The following is a 17,136-nucleotide window of genomic DNA, read 5'->3' on the forward strand; positions in this document are numbered from 1 at the left end:
TGCGCGTGCGGATTGCCCGAAAAGCCCGTCAACGCGGGCTTTTCGGCGTTTGAGCCTCGATCGACCGACGTTCGCGGCGTGTCGTCCCGCTGCCCGTCGTTCCGCCTGCGCGTCGATGCAGGAAATTTTCCCCGTCTTTAGAATTTCGCCAAAATAACCACGGGGGAAATATCGATGCGCTGGGTCCTGCTGATCGTGTTCATTGCGTGTGTCGTGTACACGCATCGGCGCGGCAAGGTTCGGCACCGGTTGTTCAGGCAACTATCCGACCACTCGACCTTTACCGCACCGCTGAACTGCTTTTCGTACGCGTTCTCGTCGGTGCCGACCACGCCGTTTCTCGACACCGATCATTTTCCGGAGCTGGCGGTGCTGCAGCGCGAATGGCGCACGTTTCGCCGCGAAGCGCTCGCGTTGCGCGACGCGAGCCGGATCAAGGCGTCCGGCGAGTACAACGACATCGGTTTCAATTCATTCTTTCGTCACGGCTGGAAGCGTTTCTACCTGAAGTGGTACGACGCGCCGCATCCGTCCGCGCAGGCGTTGTGCCCGCGCTCGGTCGAGATCCTGTCGCGGATTCCGTCGATCAAGGCGGCGATGTTCGCGCAGTTGCCGCCGGGCGGCAAGCTCGGGCTGCATCGCGATCCGTATGCGGGCTCGCTGCGCTACCACCTCGGGCTCGATACGCCGAACGACGACGCGTGCCGGATCGTCGTCGACGGCGAGTCGTATGCATGGCGCGACGGCGAAGCCGTGATGTTCGACGAGACGTACCTGCACTGGGCCGAAAACCGCACCGCGCACGATCGCGTGATCCTGTTCTGCGACATCGATCGCCCGATGAAATATCGCTGGGCGCAGCGCGTCAACGATGCATTCGGGCAACTGCTGATGCGCGCAGCCGCGTCGCCGAACGAAACCGGCGATCGCACGGGCGGGCTCAATCGCGCGTTCAGGTACCTGTATGCGATCCGGCGCGCCGGCAAGCGGTTGAAGGCGTGGAATCGCACCGTGTATTACGTCGTCAAGTGGCTGCTGTTCGGCGGGATCGCGGTCGCGATCTTCTGCATCTGACGGGCGAAGGAGGGCGGTATTTTTCTCGTCCGACGATAGTGCGGCGCGGCATCGCCGGTGCTGACGGCGCGCCACCGTGATCAATGCAACCAAATGTATTCATGCGGGATCAACGGGCGTCGGCCGCGTATCATGGCTTGTTCACGTGGATATGATCGGTGAGCAAGCATGACAAGTACCCGTAAAACCATGATGATCGCCGGCGGGCTTCTGGTGGCCGCGGCCGGCTCCGCGTACGTGATGCTCCTGCGCGCGGATCACCGTGCGATCGAAGATGCCGGCATCGGCGATTCGTCCGCGCCGGTTGCCGCGGCGCCCGCGGGCAACGATCACGCGGTGCAGGGCGCGATCGCGCCGCCGGCACCGGCCGCCGCGACGACGCCGAAACTGGCGGCTGCCGCGCCACCTCCGTCCGCGCCCACACCCGCGCCGGCCGCCCCCGCGCGCGTCGGTGCTGCGCCGGCGATTCCGGTCGTCAGCGACAAGCCGCAACCGGTAACGAAACCGGTCGCACCGCCGCCGAAGGTCCACGTCGTGACGGTCGACGAGCAGGATTCGACCCCATCGGCGCAGGTCCCGGCTTCGCCTCCGGCCCCCGCCCCAGGCCCGGCCGCCAAACGCGCTCAGTCAGCTGCGCCCGCGCAGGTCACGCAACGCGCGCCGCGCAAGCGCGACGGCCTCGAACGCCACGCCGCCGCCGCGCCGCCGGTCGTGACGAAATCCGAAACACCGGAGACGGCCGCGCTCGTCAGGGAATCGGCGAAGCTCGACCCGTCGTTGCCGCCGCCGTCGATGTCGCCGGTATCCTCGATGCCGGCGAGCACCGGTTCGTACCGGCAGGGCGGATCGTCGTCCGGCGCGAATCCGGTGGCGGCCGCGATGACCGAGCAACTGGTCAGGCAATCGAGCAGTTTCAAGTCGACGGCGCCTGCGCCGGCGGACGGCAGCCCGACCGCGACCAAGTAAGCGCGATCGGCGTCGGCATAAAAAGGACCCCGCACGCCGACCAAGGCATGCGGGGCCAAGAGAGACAAACTTTGATGTCGTCGGGCTGACGCGCGTCAGGCGGCGACCGCTTCTTCGGCCTGCGGCTGAGCGGTTGCCGCCGGCGCCACGTCCTGGCGGATCAGGTGATCGAACGCGCCGAGCGACGCCTTCGCACCTTCGCCGACCGCGATCACGATCTGCTTGAACGGCACCGTCGTCACGTCGCCGGCCGCGAACACGCCCGGCACCGACGTCGCGCCGCGCGCATCGACGACGATCTCGCCGTGCTTCGACAGCTCGACCGTGCCCTTCAGCCATTCGGTGTTCGGCACGAGTCCGATCTGCACGAACACGCCTTCGAGTTCGATGCGCTGCGTGTCGCCCGAGCGCAGATCCTTGTAGACGAGCCCATTCAGCTTGCTGCCGTCGCCGGTCAGTTCGGTCGTCTGCGCCTGCGTGACGATCGTCACGTTCGGCAGGCTGCGCAGCTTGCGTTGCAGCACTTCGTCCGCGCGCAGTTGCGCACCGAATTCGATCAGCGTGACGTCCTTCACGATGCCCGCGAGGTCGATCGCGGCTTCGACGCCCGAGTTGCCGCCGCCGACCACCGCGACGCGCTTGCCCTTGAACAGCGGGCCATCGCAGTGCGGGCAGTAGGCGACCCCGCGGTTGCGGTATTCGCGCTCGCCGGGCACGTTGATTTCGCGCCAGCGTGCGCCGGTCGCGAGGACGATCGTCTTCGCCTTCAGCACCGCGCCGTTCGCGAGGCGGATCTGGTGCACGTCGCCCGGAATCAGCGCGTCGGCGCGCTGCACGTCCATGATGTCGACGTCGTACTGCTTCACGTGCTGTTCGAGTGCGGTCGCGAATTTCGGCCCTTCGGTTTCCTGTACCGACACGAAATTCTCGATCGCCATCGTGTCCAGCACCTGGCCGCCGAAACGCTCGGCGACCACGCCCGTCGCGATGCCCTTGCGTGCCGAGTAGATCGCCGCGGCCGCGCCTGCCGGGCCGCCGCCGACGATCAGCGTGTCGAACACCGGCTTGTTTTGGAGCGACTTCGCCGCGCGTTCGCCGGCGCCCGTATCGAGCTTCGCGAGGATTTCCTTCACGCTGCTGCGGCCCTGGCCGAACGACGCGCCGTTCAGGAACATCGTCGGCACGGCCATGATCTGGCGCGACTCGACTTCATCCTGGAACAGCGCACCGTCGATCGCGACGTGGCGGATGCGCGGGTTGATCAGCGACATTACGTTCAGCGCCTGCACGACTTCCGGGCAGTTCTGGCACGACAGCGAGAAATACGTTTCGAATGCGTAGTCGCCGTCGAGCGCGCGAATCTGTTCGATCACGTCGTCGTCGAGCTTGATCGGATGGCCGCCCGTCTGCAGCAGCGCGAGGACGAGCGACGTGAATTCATGGCCCATCGGAATGCCGGCGAAACGGATGCCGGCCGGCTTGCCGGGCTCGCCGATCGAGAACGACGGCTTGCGCTCGGCGTCGTCGCGGCGTTCGATCACGGTCACGCGATCCGTCAGCGACGCAATCTCGGTCAGCAGCGCCAGCAGTTCCTGCGATTTCGCGCCGTCGTCGAGCGAGGCGACGAGTTCGATCGGGCGCGTGATTTTTTCGAGGTACGCTTTGAGTTGGTTCTTGAGATTGGCGTCGAGCATGGCGTTTCGGATTCCGTATTGATAATTCTGGTCGGGCACGTCGTGCCGGAGGAGGGCGCGGGCCGCGCGATGCGGCGGCCCGCCGTCGCGCGCCCCGTGCGAGGCGCGCGGCGCGATCGTCAGATCTTGCCGATCAGGTCGAGCGACGGGGTCAGCGTTTCCGCGCCCGGCGTCCACTTGGCCGGGCACACTTCACCCGGGTGCGCCGCGATGTATTGTGCCGCCTGGACCTTGCGCAGCAGTTCGCCTGCATCGCGGCCGATACCGTTGTCGTGGATTTCGCACAGCTTGATCTCGCCTTCCGGGTTGATCACGAACGTGCCGCGCAGCGCCATCCCTTCTTCCTCGATCAGCACGTCGAAGTTGCGCGACAGCGTGAGCGTCGGGTCGCCGATCATCGGGTACTTGATCTTGCCGATCGTGTCCGACGTGTCGTGCCATGCCTTGTGCGTGAAGTGCGTGTCGGTCGACACGCCGTAGATTTCGACACCCAGCTTCTGGAATTCCGCGTAACGGTCGGCGAGGTCGCCCAGCTCGGTCGGGCAGACGAACGTGAAGTCGGCCGGGTAGAACACGACGACGGACCACTTGCCCTTGAAGTTCTCTTCCGAAACGGGCACGAATTCGCCGTTGTGGTAAGCGGTTGCCTTGAACGGCTTGATTTGGGTGTTGATGATCGGCATCTGGACAATTCCTTTTCGTCAGGGGTGAGTGGAGTGTTGCCAGTATCCGGGTTCACCCTGAAGTTGTGAAATTGCTTGTTTCAATCCGCGGCATCGGGATTTTCTATCTGCTTCCGGCCCTTGATTGCATGGGCTTTCACCACGCCGAGCGCAGTCTCTCCAGATCGACGACCGCGCGGCCCTTCCATAGACCGAACACATCGTCAGCAAGTGTCATCGCGTGCTGCGCGAGATACGCATCGATTGCATCGCGGATGATCTCGGCCGGGGAACTGCCATTGATCGCCGCGATGATGGTCAGTGCCGCATGCCGGTCATCCGACAGATCGACGGGAACTCTGGTCATTGCAACCTCCGTTATACGACCCGCCCATCCTGACTGTCCGGCAAGAAAAGGGCAAGGTCGCGGCATGTCCGGATGTGAGTGCCGCTTTCCTGACGAGCCGGCCGACAGCGTAGCGGCGGCCCGGCCTGCTCAAATCCCCGCCATCTTCCGCAACCACGCCGCCAGCCGTCGCGCCCCGTCCGGCAGGTCCGCGTCCTCGCGCGTGCACAGGTAGTAGTCGCGCCCGTCGTCAAGCGCGCGATCGAACAGTTGCACGAGTTCGCCGTTCGCCAGTTCGCGCTGGACCAGCGGCGCGCGCAGCAACGCGGCGCCGAGATCCGCGCGGGCGGCGCTCAGCGTGAGCTGGCCATCCTCGAACATCGGTCCCACCGCGTGCGATACGTGCCGCACGCCGGCGCCCTGCAGCCAGTTGACCCACGTGCTGCGATCCTCGTCGTGCACGAGCGGTGCGCGCGCGAGATCGGCCGGCGTGCGGAACGGCCCGTGACGCTTCAGGAACGACGGGCTGCACATCGGCACCATCGCGCCCGGCAGCAGCCGCTCGCAGCGGTAGCCGGGCCAGTCGCCGGTGCCGAAGCGGATCGACAGGTCCGACGCATCGCTTCGGTAGTTGCGGTGATGCGCGTACAGCACCGTGACGTCGACATCGGTGTTGTCGGCCAGGAACGCGTGGAGCCGGGGAATGAACCAGCCGATGCCGAGCAGCGGAATCAGGCTGACGGTGATCTGTCGCAGCGACGAACGGTCGCGCACGAAGCGCGTCGCGCTGCGCAGCACCGAGAACGCCGCGCTGATCGACCGGTAGTAGTCGCGCCCCTCGTCGGTGAGCACGAGCAGACGGCCTTCGCGTACCGTCAGCGGCGTCTGGATGAACGCTTCGAGCAGTTGCAGCTGATGGCTGACCGCCGACGGCGTGATGTCGAGTTCGCCCGCCGCCGCGGTGACCGAGCCCAGACGCGCAAATGCTTCGAACGCACGCACCGCGCGCAGCGGCGGATCGTGCGGCAATTGTTCGATATTTTTCATGTATCGAATTTTATCGAAAAGTCAGGGTAAGCGACAACACGAAAATATCCTGTATTTACAGGGATGTGCGCTAATGTGTCGGGAACGGCATAAGCATCCAACAATTGGGTATTTGGGGCTTGGGTGTCGAATATTTAATATTTTTCATGTTTTTTTTGATTCGACGGATCGCCCCCGCACATGAAAATCGCTTTCCTCTCCGCCAGCGTCGCCTTCTCGGCGGCCGCCCTGGTCGCCTCCGTTCCCGCGTTCGCCCAGTCCGCTCCACGGACGGTCCTGATCGGTCTCGCCGCGCCGCTCACCGGCCCGTCCGCACGGATCGGCAAGGATCTGCAGAACGGCGCGCAACTCGCGATCGACGACGCGAACGCGAAGCATCCGACCATCGGCGGCCAGCCGGTCGTCTACAAGCTCGTCGCGGCCGACGACCAGTCCGACCCGCGCACGGCCGTCGCGGTCGCGCAGCAACTCGTCGACCAGCACGTGATCGGCGTCGTCGGTCACTGGAACACGGGCTGCAGCGTGCCGGCGTCGCGCGTGTACCGCGACGCGGGCATCCCGCAGATCGCGCCGGCCTCCACCGGCCATCAATACACGCAGCAGGGCTACGCGACGGCGTTCCGCATCATGGGGCACGACGATGCGGGCGGCAACTTCACCGGCGCGTATGCGGTGAAGACGCTGAAGGCGAAGCGCATCGCGGTGATCGACGATCGCACGTCGTTCGGCGCGGGGCTGGCCGACCAGTTCATCAAGGGCGTGCAGGCGAACGGCGGCACGATCGTCGACCGTCAGTACGTGAACGACAAGACGACCGACTTCAGCGGCGTGCTGACCGCGATCAAGGGCAAGCGTGCGGATCTCTTGTTCTTCGGCGGCCTCGACGCGCAGGCCGCCCCGATCGCGCGCCGGATGCGCCAGCTCGGCGTGAACGCGCCGCTGCTCGGTGCGGGCGGCTTCGTGAGCCAGACCTTCCTGTCGCTCGCCGGCAAGGACGGCGACGGCGTGACGGCGCTCGAGCCCGGCCTGCCGCTCGACCGGATGCCGGGCGGCAAGGCGTTCGACACGCAATACCAGGCCCGCTTTCACGCGCCGATCGAACTGCATGCGCCGTTCGCGTACGACGCCGCCGCCACGCTGATCGCGGCCGCGCAGAAGGCCGGCACGACCCAGCCGGCGAAGCTGGTCGCGGCCGTGCGCGCGATCGAGCGGCCCGGCGTGACGGGGCGCATCGCGTTCGACGCCGAAGGCAACCTGAAGGACCCGGCCTTCACGATCTACCAGGTGCGCGGCGGCAAGTGGGCCGTCGTCGACGTGCTCGGCGGCTCGCGCGCCGCAGCCAAGTAACCGCAAAACGACCAGGACGATCCCCATGACCGAAGCGAACCCGACATCCGCCGCCGCACCCGAGGACCCGCGCCTCGGCATTCTCGCGCGGCGCCGCATCGAAGCGGAAATCATCAAGCCGATCTACGAGATCATGAAGCGCGAGTTCGGCGCCGAGCGCGCGCAGGCCGTGATCGCGGAAGCTGTGCGCGGCGCGGCCGTCGACGCGGGCCGTACGTTCGCCGCGCAGGAGCCGGGCGGCACGAGCGTGAAGTCGTTCATCGCGCTGCAGGTGCTGTGGGAGAAGGACGATGCGCTCGACGTCGAGGTCCGGCGCGCGGACGACGCGCACTACGACTACGACGTGCATCGCTGCAGCTACGCGGAGATGTATCACGCGATGGGGCTCGGCGAGATCGGGCACCTGCTGAGCTGTGCGCGCGACAGCTATTTCATCCAGGGCTATGCGCCGGACATCGCGCTCACGCGCACGAGCACGATCATGCAGGGCGGCCGGCGCTGCGACTTCCGCTATGCGCTGCAAAGCGCGCCGGAGCACGGCGATGCGTGACGCCACCGTGACCCTGCCGCGCGTCGACGGCGAGCGTCTGTGGGCGTCGCTCGAACGGATGGCGCAGATCGGCGCGACGCCGAAGGGCGGCGTCTGCCGCCTCGCGCTGACCGATCTCGACCGCGAGTCGCGCGACCTCTTCGTGCAGTGGGCGCGCGACGCCGGCTGCACGGTGCGCGTCGACCGGATGGGCAACGTGTTCGCGCGCCGCGCGGGCCGCAATCCCGACGCCGCACCGGTGATGACGGGCTCGCACGCCGATTCGCAGCCGACCGGCGGCCGCTACGACGGCATCTACGGCGTGCTCGGCGGCCTCGAAGTCGTGCGCGCGCTGAACGACGCGGGGATCGAGACCGAGCGCCCGGTCGACGTCGTGATCTGGACCAACGAGGAAGGCTCGCGCTTCGCGCCGGCGATGGTGTCGGCCGGCGTGTTCTCGGGCGTCTATACGCTCGAATACGGACTGTCGCGCACCGACGGCGCCGGCCGGACGATCGGCGAGGAGCTCGAACGGATCGGCTACGCGGGCACGGAGCCGGTCGGCGGCTATCCGGTGCACGCGGCGTACGAACTGCATATCGAGCAGGGCGCGATTCTCGAGCGGGCCGGCAAGACGATCGGCGTCGTGACCGCCGGGCAGGGGCAGCGCTGGTACGAGGTGACGCTCACCGGTGTCGACGCGCACGCGGGCACGACGCCGATGGCGTTCCGTCGCGACGCGCTGGTCGGCGCGGCGCGGATGATCTCGTTCGTCGAAGTGCTCGGGCGCCGCTACGCACCGGATGCGCGCGCAACGGTCGGGATGATCGAAGCGCGGCCGAATTCGCGCAACACGGTGCCGGGAGGCTGCTTCTTCACGGTCGAATTCCGTCACCCCGACGATGCGGTGCTCGACGAACTCGACGCGGCGCTGCGCGCGGAGCTCGCGCGCGTGGCCGACGAAACCGGCCTCGGCGCGCAGATCGAGCAGATTTTCACGTACGCGCCGATACCGTTCGCGCCGCGCTGCGTCGACACGGTGCGCGACGCGGCCCGTGCGCTCGGGCTGTCGCACATGGACATCGTGTCCGGCGCGGGCCATGACGCGTGCTATGTCGCGCGTGTCGCGCCGACCGGCATGATCTTCGTGCCGTGCGTCGACGGGCTCAGCCACAACGAGGCCGAAGCGATTACGCCGGAATGGGCGACGGCCGGCGCCGACGTGCTGTTGCACGCGGTGCTGAAGAGCGCGCAGGAAGCGTAATCGCGACGGGTGGGTAACCGGCGCGCGGCTTACTTGCCGGCCTTGCGGCGCGCCATATACCCCAGATACGCGACGATCTCGTCGAGCTCTCGGTCGCTCAACTGATCGGGCGGAAACGCCGGCATGCTGCGGCCCGGCCAGTCACGCACCGACGCCGGGTTGCGGATGTAGCGGCGCAGCGCGGCAGGCTGGAAATAGTCGACCGGGTTCATCGGCGCGTTCAGATCCGGGCCGGCGTGGCTGCTGCCCGCGCCGTCGATGCGGTGACACGCGAGACATTGCGTGACGAACAGGTGCTGGCCCGCACGCGCCGGGTCGTTCGCCGGCAACGCGGGATCGACGGCGAGCGACGGCCAGCGCGCGAGCGGCGACGATTCGATCGCGATGCGAACGATCTGGTATGGCCACTGCTCGCCGCGCACCGACGACGCGTCCGGCCCGAGCCAGACGAGATAGAACGGCCCCGCGCTGACCTGCTTGCCGGGCAGCTTCGGCCACGGATGGGCCGGATCCTCGATCGCGAGCCACGGAATCGCGCCGGCCGGCGCGCGGCGGCGCACGAGATCGAGCGGCAGTTGCGCGGCGAAACCGTCGGCCGCGCGCGTTTCGAGCACGCCGGCGGCCGGCAGCGGCGTGTCGCCGAGCAGCGCGGCGAACGGCACCGCGCGGAACGTCATCGGCCGGCCGTACGCGATGTCGCGCGGCACGTGGATGTCGGTCGCGTCCGGACGCGCGAGCAACGTCTGTCGGGTGAGGGCGCGGGCGGTGCCGTCGGTGTCGAGTTCGAGCGTGGACTGGGCCGACGCGCGTTGCCCGAGCAGGCAAACCGTCAGCAGCACAAGCGAAAACCACTGGCGCTTCAGCATTCGTTCTCCGGGAAGGGGCGTTCCGGCGGCGGCAGGAGGCGGGACGCCGCGGCCGATGGAAGGAATCGGGCGACAGTCTATCCGGTACGGGCGGCGCTGGCGAATTCGGTGCGCAAAGCGGTGTGCAAGGGCGCGGCGGTCGTGCCCGAACAGGGCCGCGACAGCGCGCCCGGCGACTCGATCACTGATGAGCGACGTGTTGGCGTAACGCGGGGCGGACGGACGAAGGCGACGGGCAGGTGGCGACGCGCGGCCTGCCCGCGTTCGCGACAGCGCGTTATCGGCGTGCCGTCAGTGGCTCGAACACGACACTTCGTTCTTCGGCATCGGCGTACGCTGCGCCGGTTCGAAATCGGCTTCGCGTATCCCCGACGGCGTCAGCGATACGAAATGCATCGCCGCGCCTCGCGCCGGGAAACCGGCGACGCCGGTCGAGCCCCACGGAATCGGCGAGCGCTGCACGCCGCTTACCGCGATGTCCGCCGGCGCCAGCGCGAGCGTCAGCAGCCGCCCGTCGCGGGTCGGCACATACGCGTGCGTGCCGGCGACGCCGATGTCCGATTCGCGCACCGACGCGGGCAGGCAATCGAGCGTCGCCGTGCGACGGCCGTCCGGGGCGATCAGCATCGCGACGCCGCGATCGTCGGCGGTCGTCGTGACGACGAGGAAACGGTCGATCTCCGGCACGTAGGCGGCCGAATACACGTAGTACTGGATGGCGCCGTTCAGCGATCCGAGTTTTTCCAGCTTCGCGGTGACCGGATCGAACATCGCGTATTCGAGCGTCGCGTCCGTGCTGCCTTCGATGAACTTCTGCCATACGAGCAGCGCGTTGCGCGGCGAGCCCGCGATCACGGGCCACCACTCGCGGCGGCGCGGCGCGACCGCGACATGGTTCAGCACGCGCCCGGCCGCGTCGTAGGTTTTCAGGTAGACGCCGTTGCCGCTGCCGAGGTTGTCGACTCCGCCGCCGTTGACCCAGTCGGCCGAATAGAACACGACGAAACGGTCGGCGACCGTCGCGACATGCCCCGAATGGCCGCCCGATTCGACGTCGTTCGGGTAGGGCTTGATCGGCTTCAGGTCGCGGCGGTAGACGCCGTAGCGCTGGCTGACTTCCTGCGGCGCGTTCCAGCCGTCCTCGAACGTGACGAAGATGTCGCCGTGCGCGTTCTGTGCGATCGATACGGGTTCCTGCGCTTCGGGGCGGCTGATGAACGTGCGGACGTGCAGCACGCGCGGCTTGTCGGGCTGCCATTCGCCGACGTATACGTCATGCGGCCAGTTGCCGCTGCGCAGCGCACCGCGCGGCACGATGCCCGAGCTGCTGAAGAACACCCAGCGTTTGCCGTCGCCGGCGTCGGCCACGCCGATGCCGTGCATGAAGCGCCGCGGGTCGCCGGTGTCCTGCGGCGACGGCGCGCTCGACACGGTGACCGTATGCACGGCCGGCGCGCCGGCGAGGGCCGCCGGCGCCGCGCCGATGCCGCCCGCGCCGCAAAGCGCGGCCGCGGCCAGCCGCACGGCCGCCCGTACCGGACGCGTTCGCCACATCATTCGACGGTCACCGATTTCGCGAGATTGCGCGGCTTGTCGACGTCGGCGCCGCGCGCGCAGCCGACGTGATACGCGAGCAGTTGCAGCGGAATCACGTTGACGATCGGCGACAGCAGGTCGCCCGATTCGCGCACGCGGATCACGTGCGTGTCGCGGTCGGCGTCGATTTCGAGCTGATTGCCGGCCAGCACATAGAGCCGGCCGCCGCGCGCGCGTACCTCGGCCATGTTGGATTTCAGCTTCTGGAACAGGCGATCGTCCGGCGCGATCGTGACCACCGGCATCGCGCTCGTGACGAGGGCGAGCGGGCCGTGCTTCAGCTCGCCGGCCGCATAGCCTTCCGCGTGGATGTACGACACCTCCTTGAGCTTCAGCGCGCCTTCCATCGCGATCGGACAATGGATGCCGCGCCCGAGGAACAGCGCGTTCTCGGTGCGGGCGAACTTCGCGGCCCAGCCCATGATCTGCGTTTCCAGCGCGAGCGCGTGGCCGATGCGGTCGGGCAGCGCGCGTAACTGCTTCAGGTGCGTCGCGACTTGCGTGGCGTCGAGCCGGCCGCGCAGTTGCGCGAGCGTCAGCGTCAGCACGAACAGCGCGACGAGCTGCGTGGTGAACGCCTTGGTCGACGCGACGCCGAGCTCGGTGCCGGCCCGCGTCAAAAACCGCAGCGGCGCGTTGCGCGCGATCGTGCTGGTCGCGACGTTGCAGATCGCCATCGACAGGTCCTGGCCCATCGTGCGCGCCTGCTCGATCGCGCCGATGGTGTCGGCCGTTTCGCCCGACTGCGAGATGCCGACGACGAGCGTGCGCGGATCGGCCACGGTGTCGCGGTAGCGGAATTCGCTGGCGATCTCGACCTGGGCGGGCACGCCCGCGATGCTTTCGAGCCAGTACTTCGCGGTCAGGCCCGCGTAGTAACTGGTGCCGCAGCCGAGCAGCAGCACGCTTCTCACCCGCGACAGCAGGGCGCCCGTGCCTTCCGTCGCGTCGAACAGCGCCGGCGTGATCGTGTCGATGCCGTCGAGCGTGCTGGCGATCGCCTTCGGCTGCTCGAAGATTTCCTTCTGCATGAAGTGCTGGTACGGGCCGAGCGCCGCATCGTCCGCGCGTGCCTTCACTTCGCACAACGGGCGCCGCGCTTCCTGTCCGCCCGCATCGACCACGGCGATGCGCTCCGGCGTGATCAGCGCGACGTCGCCGTCCTCCAGGTACACGAAGCGGTCGGTCAGGTCGGCGAGCGCCGCGCAGTCGGACGCGAGGTAATTCTGCTTGGCGCCGATGCCGATCACGAGCGGCGAGCCGGCGCGCGCGGCGACGAGGCGCTGCGGCTCGCGCGCGCCGAGCACCGCGATCGCGTACGCGCCGTGCAGCCGTTTGACGGCGCGCACCACCGCGTCGAACAGGTCGTCGCGATAGAGGCTGTGGATCAGGTGCGCGATGACCTCGGTGTCGGTCTGCCCGCGAAACGTGTAGCCGCGTTCACGCAGCTCGGCGCGCAGCGCGTCGTGGTTCTCGATGATCCCGTTGTGCACGACGGCGATCGTGTCGCCCGACATGATCGGGTGCGCGTTCATTTCCGACGGCGCGCCGTGCGTCGCCCAGCGCGTATGCGCGATGCAGGTCTGCGCTTCGAGGCCGAGCGTCAGCACGCGATCCTGCAGGTCCGTCACGCGTCGCAGCGTGCGTTCGCTGTGCAGGCGACCGTCGCCCTGCACGGCGATGCCGCACGAATCGTAGCCGCGATATTCGAGCCGGCTCAGCGCATTGACCAGTTGCGGCACCTGATTGTTCAGGCCGCTTGCTCCGACGATTCCGCACATGATTCACCTCGTCTCCAGGAAGTTGCCGGCCGGCGCGCGACGCGCGCCAGCACGATGCCGGAAGCGGTGCCACGCCGCGCGGCCAGGCGGCGCGAGCGGCGCGGCACGTCTCCGGCGATTCATTCGCGGGGCTGCGGGCCGGCGTGCGCGACCCATTCGATTCCCGAAATCGACCCGTTCGCATCGTGCGACGCGACGAGAATGCGCGTCGTGCGCCGCGCGCCGCGCCGGCGTGCGCTCGCGAACGCGGTCGGCGGCACCGAGCGCACCTTGACGCTGGCCGAGCGCCGCAGCATCTTCGATACGCGCAAGCGGTACGCGAGCGGATGCACGACGCGCCCCGCGATCAGCCACATGACGATCGTGCCGGCGATCAGCGCGATGCTCGTCACGTAGAACACGATCTGCTCGATCGGCATTTCGGCCTCGTTGAACGGCAACAGGTAGCGGTACGTGTAGATGCAGATCGATGCCCATACACCCCCGACCAGCGCGGGCCGCACGAGGCGGAACCACGCGACGAGCACGGGCCCGACGATGCCGCCGCGTTCGGCAATGATGTCGCGCGGGGCGCGCAGGGAAAGGTCAATAATCGGCGCGTTCTTCATGTTGAATGCCTCGGTCGGGACTGACCCAAACGGCGCGCTTGCCGCGGCCCCGCAGTACGACGGCGGGCAGGGCGACGACGGTGGTGATCATGCTGATCAGCCAGAACGCGACGGGGTACCAGATGGTGTCAAGGAAGTACATCAGGAGTTTCTCGTCGTATTGACGATCGATCATGCTGCCGATGATCAGTTGCAGGATGCAGGTCGCGACCAGCAGCATCCCGTGCCAGTGCGGCACCACGGACACATGCCAGTTCGGCGGAAGCGGGTAGACGACGTCGATCAGCGCGAGCAGCAGGATGAACGACATCGAGTACGCCCACGCGATGCCTATCAGGTATTCGGCGAACAGCGGCCACATCATCATCTGCGTGGGCCGCATCAGCGTGCCCGCGTACTTGAGCAGCACCTGGATGCCGCCCTTGGACCAGCGCAGCCGCTGCCGGTAGAGCCCCTTCACCGTCTCGGGCATCAGGATCCAGCTGAGCGCGTGCGGCTCGTACACGACGCGCCAGTCGCGGCACTGCAGCTTCCAGCTGATGTCGATGTCCTCGGTCAGCATGTCCGAGCTCCAGTAGCCGACGTCGGCGAGCGCGGTCTTGCGGAACATCGTGATCACGCCCGACACCGTGAAGATGCGGCCGTACACCTGCTGCGTGCGCTTGATCAGCCCCACGATCGACGAAAATTCGCCGACCTGCATGCGGCCGAGCAGCGACGTGCGCGTGCGGATGCGCGGGTTGCCGGTCACCGCGCCCACGCCCGGGTCGGTCAGGAAGTGCTCGAGCATCCAGCCGATCGCATCGTGCGCGAGCAGTGCGTCGCCGTCGATGCACAGCAGGTAGTCCGCGTTGGATACCGCGGCCGCGGTCGTGAGCCCGACCGCCTTGCCTTCGTTGCGCGCATGATGGATCACGAGCAGCCGCGGGATCTCGACGGCCAGCTCGTTGAGGATGTCGCCGGTGCGATCCTTGCTGCCGTCGTTGACCGCGATGATGTCGTAGTTCGGATATTGCATCCCGTTCAGGTGGGCGATCACGCTGCGCGCGTTCGCGGCTTCGTTGAAGCAGGGCACGACGATCGAGACCTTCGGGATGCCGCTCGACGCGATCGTGCGCGTCGACAGATCGCGGCCCTCCTCGAGCAGGAAGTAGTGCACGACACCGCCGATCATCCACAGATACGACATGAAGAACGGATAGTAGAAGACGAAATCCTGCAGGCGCTGGATGAGGCTGTGGGTGTTCATGGCGTCTTGGTTCCCGGCGATTGCTGCATCTGCATCAGCGCGTTGATCGAGGTGGGGTCGAGGCGCGACTTCAGCGACATCACGTCGCGCATCGCGTCGAGCTCCGGATGGCCGTTCAGGAAGTTGTCGGGGTAGTAGCCGAAATTCACGGCGCCCTCGCTGCGCAGCCGCCGCATCTGCGCAAGCAGCGTGCTGGCCGGCACGTCCTTGCGCGCGTGCCAGTCGTATGACTGCAGTTCGAACACGGTGCGCTGCAGCCCGCGCTGCTTCGTGCGCACCGCCTTCACGAGCTGGTCCAGCCAGCCCTCCGGGTCCTTCGCCTGCTCCATGTACGGCATCGCCATCAGCGCGACGTAGTCGTAGGCGGCGAGGAAATCGTCGTAGTTCTGCGCATACCACGCTTCCGATTCGGGCTTGAGCACCGGCATCGCGAAGATGTTGCGCGAGGTCAGCACGTCGCCGACGTTCTGGTGGGCCAGCACGATCTGCTCGAGCTGCCGGGTCATGTCGATCAGGTAGCGCGTCTTCTGCCGTGTCCAGCGCTTCATCAGGTCGGGGTTCTCGCGGATCTTGCCGACGTCGGCCGGCAGCCCCCATTGCGCATAGGTGCGCAGCGCATGCCGGCTGGCATCCTCGTAGTCGTCGAGCACGGCGTCGTCGCTGAACAGGATGCCGCTGAACGACGCGTGCTTGCTGAGATCCTCGTAGATTTGCTGGATCATCAGACGCGCATCGGGATCGAACGGGCTCAGCCGGAACACCCGCGTGCCGTTCTCGCGGGCCGGCGCGCCGCCGTATGCGCTGACGGCCTCGAGCTTGCGCTGCTTGTCGGCCGGCGGCCGGAACGCGAGCACCGGCATCCACGCGTACACCTGCACGTTGGAGCGCGTGTTGAGCTGCCACGCGGCGCGCGAGAACAGGTCGGAGCGCATCGGCAGGTGCCGGTTCGGGAAATACACCGCTTCGGCCACGCCCGTGCCGTTCGGGTCCGCATACGCCTGCAGGTACACCGACTTCGGCTGCATCCGGTAGATGCGCTCGATCAGCTTGCCGAGATTCGCTTCCTGGCGCGCGGGATCGGGATCGTAGACCTGGTCGAGATCGACCTGCACGGTGCGCTCGGGCACGTCGACGTCGCCGCGATTGGACGCCGGCTCGCGCATCGAGCGCTCGAAGCCGCCGATGTCGACGTCGTACATCATCAGGATCCGTCTCAGCCGGTCGAGCGGCACGTCCGGCGTATTCGGGCCGGCATCGAGGCTGAACTGGATGTCCATGCCGAGCGACGTCGATATCTGGCGCACGGGCTGGTTTTCCGCGCCGTATGGCCACACCATCGAGCGTGCGACGAGACCGGTGCGTTCGCGGATCTGCCGCACGCAGGTCTGCAGGTCGTCGTGCACGCGTGCGTGGAATTCGGCGTCGGTTTCATAGCGTTTCTGGTCCTGCAGGTAGAGATGCGACGTGGTCGCCGGCAATTCGTTGCCTTGCGGGTTCGCGACCGCGCCGTGATGGAGATTGTGGGTGTGGCAGCCGAGCTCGACGAATTCCGATTGCCCGAGCTTCTTCACCTCGTCCCACGACAGGAAGTAGTCGCGCGGCACCTGAACCTTGTCGCTGATGCGGATCGGCGTATCCGGCGGCGTGTCGATCCACGCGGTGACGAGGCCCATCACGGCCGGATACTTGAAGCGCTCGAGCAGCGGCAGCACCTTCGTGTAGTGGCTGCGGAAGCCGTCGTCGAACGTGAGCAGCACCGAGCGCGGCGGCAGCGGCTTGCCGCCGCGCCGCGACTCCTCGATCTGCTTGACCGTGATCGTGTGGTAGTTGTTGGTCTGCAGCCACGAGAAGATCGCGGTCAGCGTGCCGGTATCGACCGCGAACGGATCGATGATCGCGTTCGGCGACGAAAACGACGCCATCAGGTTGTCGCGCACGTCGTGCATGCAGATCACGCGAAACGTCTTGCCGTCGGCCGGATCGGACGGCGGCAGCAGGTCGATCATCCTGGCGTTGGTCACGCCCGGAAACAGCGAACAGGCGGCAAACGTGCCGAGGCATCCGCACATGAAGGTCCGTCTGGATTGAAGCATTGCCCGATCTCCTT

The 17,136-nt window shown here is 67.3% G+C and carries 15 protein-coding genes; 5 read left to right on the top strand and 10 right to left on the bottom strand.

All coding sequences use genetic code 11. The features are described 5' to 3' along the window. The first annotated feature begins 174 nt into the window (after positions 1 to 174). A complete protein-coding gene (gene lpxO / locus WS54_RS04930) occupies positions 175 to 1,074 on the top strand; it encodes a lipid A hydroxylase LpxO (RefSeq protein ID WP_034205072.1) in 900 nt (299 codons plus the stop codon). 168 nt (positions 1,075 to 1,242) lie between these two features. Further along, positions 1,243 to 2,040, top strand: a complete 798-nt coding sequence (locus WS54_RS04935) for a hypothetical protein (RefSeq protein ID WP_059783861.1) — start codon at positions 1,243 to 1,245, stop codon at positions 2,038 to 2,040. Between the two features lie 95 nt (positions 2,041 to 2,135). On the opposite strand, the gene ahpF is transcribed toward WS54_RS04935, so the two are convergent. The 4 genes from ahpF to WS54_RS04955 form a co-directional block, all read right to left on the bottom strand. Continuing rightward, positions 2,136 to 3,734 carry an alkyl hydroperoxide reductase subunit F gene (gene ahpF, locus WS54_RS04940; RefSeq protein ID WP_059783859.1) on the bottom strand — a complete coding sequence of 533 codons (1,599 nt, stop codon included), beginning with the start codon at positions 3,732 to 3,734 and terminating at the stop codon, positions 2,136 to 2,138. A 119-nt stretch (positions 3,735 to 3,853) separates the two neighbouring features. Next, positions 3,854 to 4,417 carry an alkyl hydroperoxide reductase subunit C gene (gene ahpC / locus WS54_RS04945; protein ID WP_034179823.1) on the bottom strand — a complete coding sequence of 188 codons (564 nt, stop codon included), beginning with the start codon at positions 4,415 to 4,417 and terminating at the stop codon, positions 3,854 to 3,856. Between the two features lie 136 nt (positions 4,418 to 4,553). Continuing rightward, positions 4,554 to 4,763, bottom strand: coding sequence for a CopG family transcriptional regulator (locus WS54_RS04950; protein WP_059783857.1), 210 nt, complete (start codon positions 4,761 to 4,763; stop codon positions 4,554 to 4,556). 129 nt (positions 4,764 to 4,892) lie between these two features. After that, on the bottom strand, positions 4,893 to 5,789 hold the full coding sequence (locus WS54_RS04955; protein WP_034205068.1) for a LysR substrate-binding domain-containing protein: 897 nt from the start codon (positions 5,787 to 5,789) through the stop codon (positions 4,893 to 4,895). Between the two features lie 180 nt (positions 5,790 to 5,969). Between WS54_RS04955 and WS54_RS04960 the strand changes: the two genes are divergently transcribed. The 3 genes from WS54_RS04960 to WS54_RS04970 are packed head-to-tail and all read left to right on the top strand — an operon-like array spanning position 5,970 to position 8,929. Continuing rightward, positions 5,970 to 7,136 carry a branched-chain amino acid ABC transporter substrate-binding protein gene (locus tag WS54_RS04960; RefSeq protein WP_059783856.1) on the top strand — a complete coding sequence of 389 codons (1,167 nt, stop codon included), beginning with the start codon at positions 5,970 to 5,972 and terminating at the stop codon, positions 7,134 to 7,136. 25 nt (positions 7,137 to 7,161) lie between these two features. Further along, the gene (locus WS54_RS04965) at positions 7,162 to 7,686 is read left to right on the top strand and encodes an L-2-amino-thiazoline-4-carboxylic acid hydrolase (RefSeq protein ID WP_059783854.1); all 525 of its coding nucleotides are present in this window, start codon (positions 7,162 to 7,164) and stop codon (positions 7,684 to 7,686) included. After that, entirely contained in the window at positions 7,679 to 8,929 is a 1,251-nt protein-coding gene (locus WS54_RS04970) for a Zn-dependent hydrolase (RefSeq protein ID WP_034206216.1), read from the top strand. Before WS54_RS04965 ends, WS54_RS04970 begins: the two co-directional genes overlap by 8 nt. A 29-nt stretch (positions 8,930 to 8,958) precedes the next feature. Here the strand turns inward: WS54_RS04970 and WS54_RS04975 are convergent, their stop codons facing one another. The 6 genes from WS54_RS04975 to pgaB form a co-directional block, all read right to left on the bottom strand. Then, positions 8,959 to 9,795 (bottom strand): c-type cytochrome, encoded by an 837-nt coding sequence (locus WS54_RS04975; RefSeq protein ID WP_059783852.1) that lies wholly within the window; start codon positions 9,793 to 9,795, stop codon positions 8,959 to 8,961. Positions 9,796 to 10,086: 291 nt separating this feature from the next. Then, on the bottom strand, positions 10,087 to 11,352 hold the full coding sequence (locus WS54_RS04980; protein ID WP_059783850.1) for a hypothetical protein: 1,266 nt from the start codon (positions 11,350 to 11,352) through the stop codon (positions 10,087 to 10,089). After that, positions 11,349 to 13,172 (bottom strand): glutamine--fructose-6-phosphate transaminase (isomerizing), encoded by a 1,824-nt coding sequence (gene glmS / locus WS54_RS04985; protein WP_059783848.1) that lies wholly within the window; start codon positions 13,170 to 13,172, stop codon positions 11,349 to 11,351. Before glmS ends, WS54_RS04980 begins: the two co-directional genes overlap by 4 nt. Before the next feature lie 119 nt (positions 13,173 to 13,291). Then, positions 13,292 to 13,780, bottom strand: coding sequence for a biofilm PGA synthesis auxiliary protein PgaD (locus tag WS54_RS04990; RefSeq protein WP_034205062.1), 489 nt, complete (start codon positions 13,778 to 13,780; stop codon positions 13,292 to 13,294). Beyond that, positions 13,758 to 15,029 carry a poly-beta-1,6-N-acetyl-D-glucosamine synthase gene (gene pgaC, locus WS54_RS04995; protein ID WP_059783847.1) on the bottom strand — a complete coding sequence of 424 codons (1,272 nt, stop codon included), beginning with the start codon at positions 15,027 to 15,029 and terminating at the stop codon, positions 13,758 to 13,760. The genes WS54_RS04990 and pgaC overlap by 23 nt, the downstream gene beginning before the upstream one ends. Beyond that, entirely contained in the window at positions 15,026 to 17,122 is a 2,097-nt protein-coding gene (gene pgaB, locus WS54_RS05000) for a poly-beta-1,6-N-acetyl-D-glucosamine N-deacetylase PgaB (RefSeq protein WP_059783845.1), read from the bottom strand. Before pgaB ends, pgaC begins: the two co-directional genes overlap by 4 nt. Positions 17,123 to 17,136 lie beyond the last annotated feature (14 nt).

The sequence above is a fragment of the Burkholderia sp. NRF60-BP8 genome (genome assembly GCF_001522585.2).
In the GTDB taxonomy this organism is placed as follows: Bacteria; Pseudomonadota; Gammaproteobacteria; order Burkholderiales; family Burkholderiaceae; genus Burkholderia.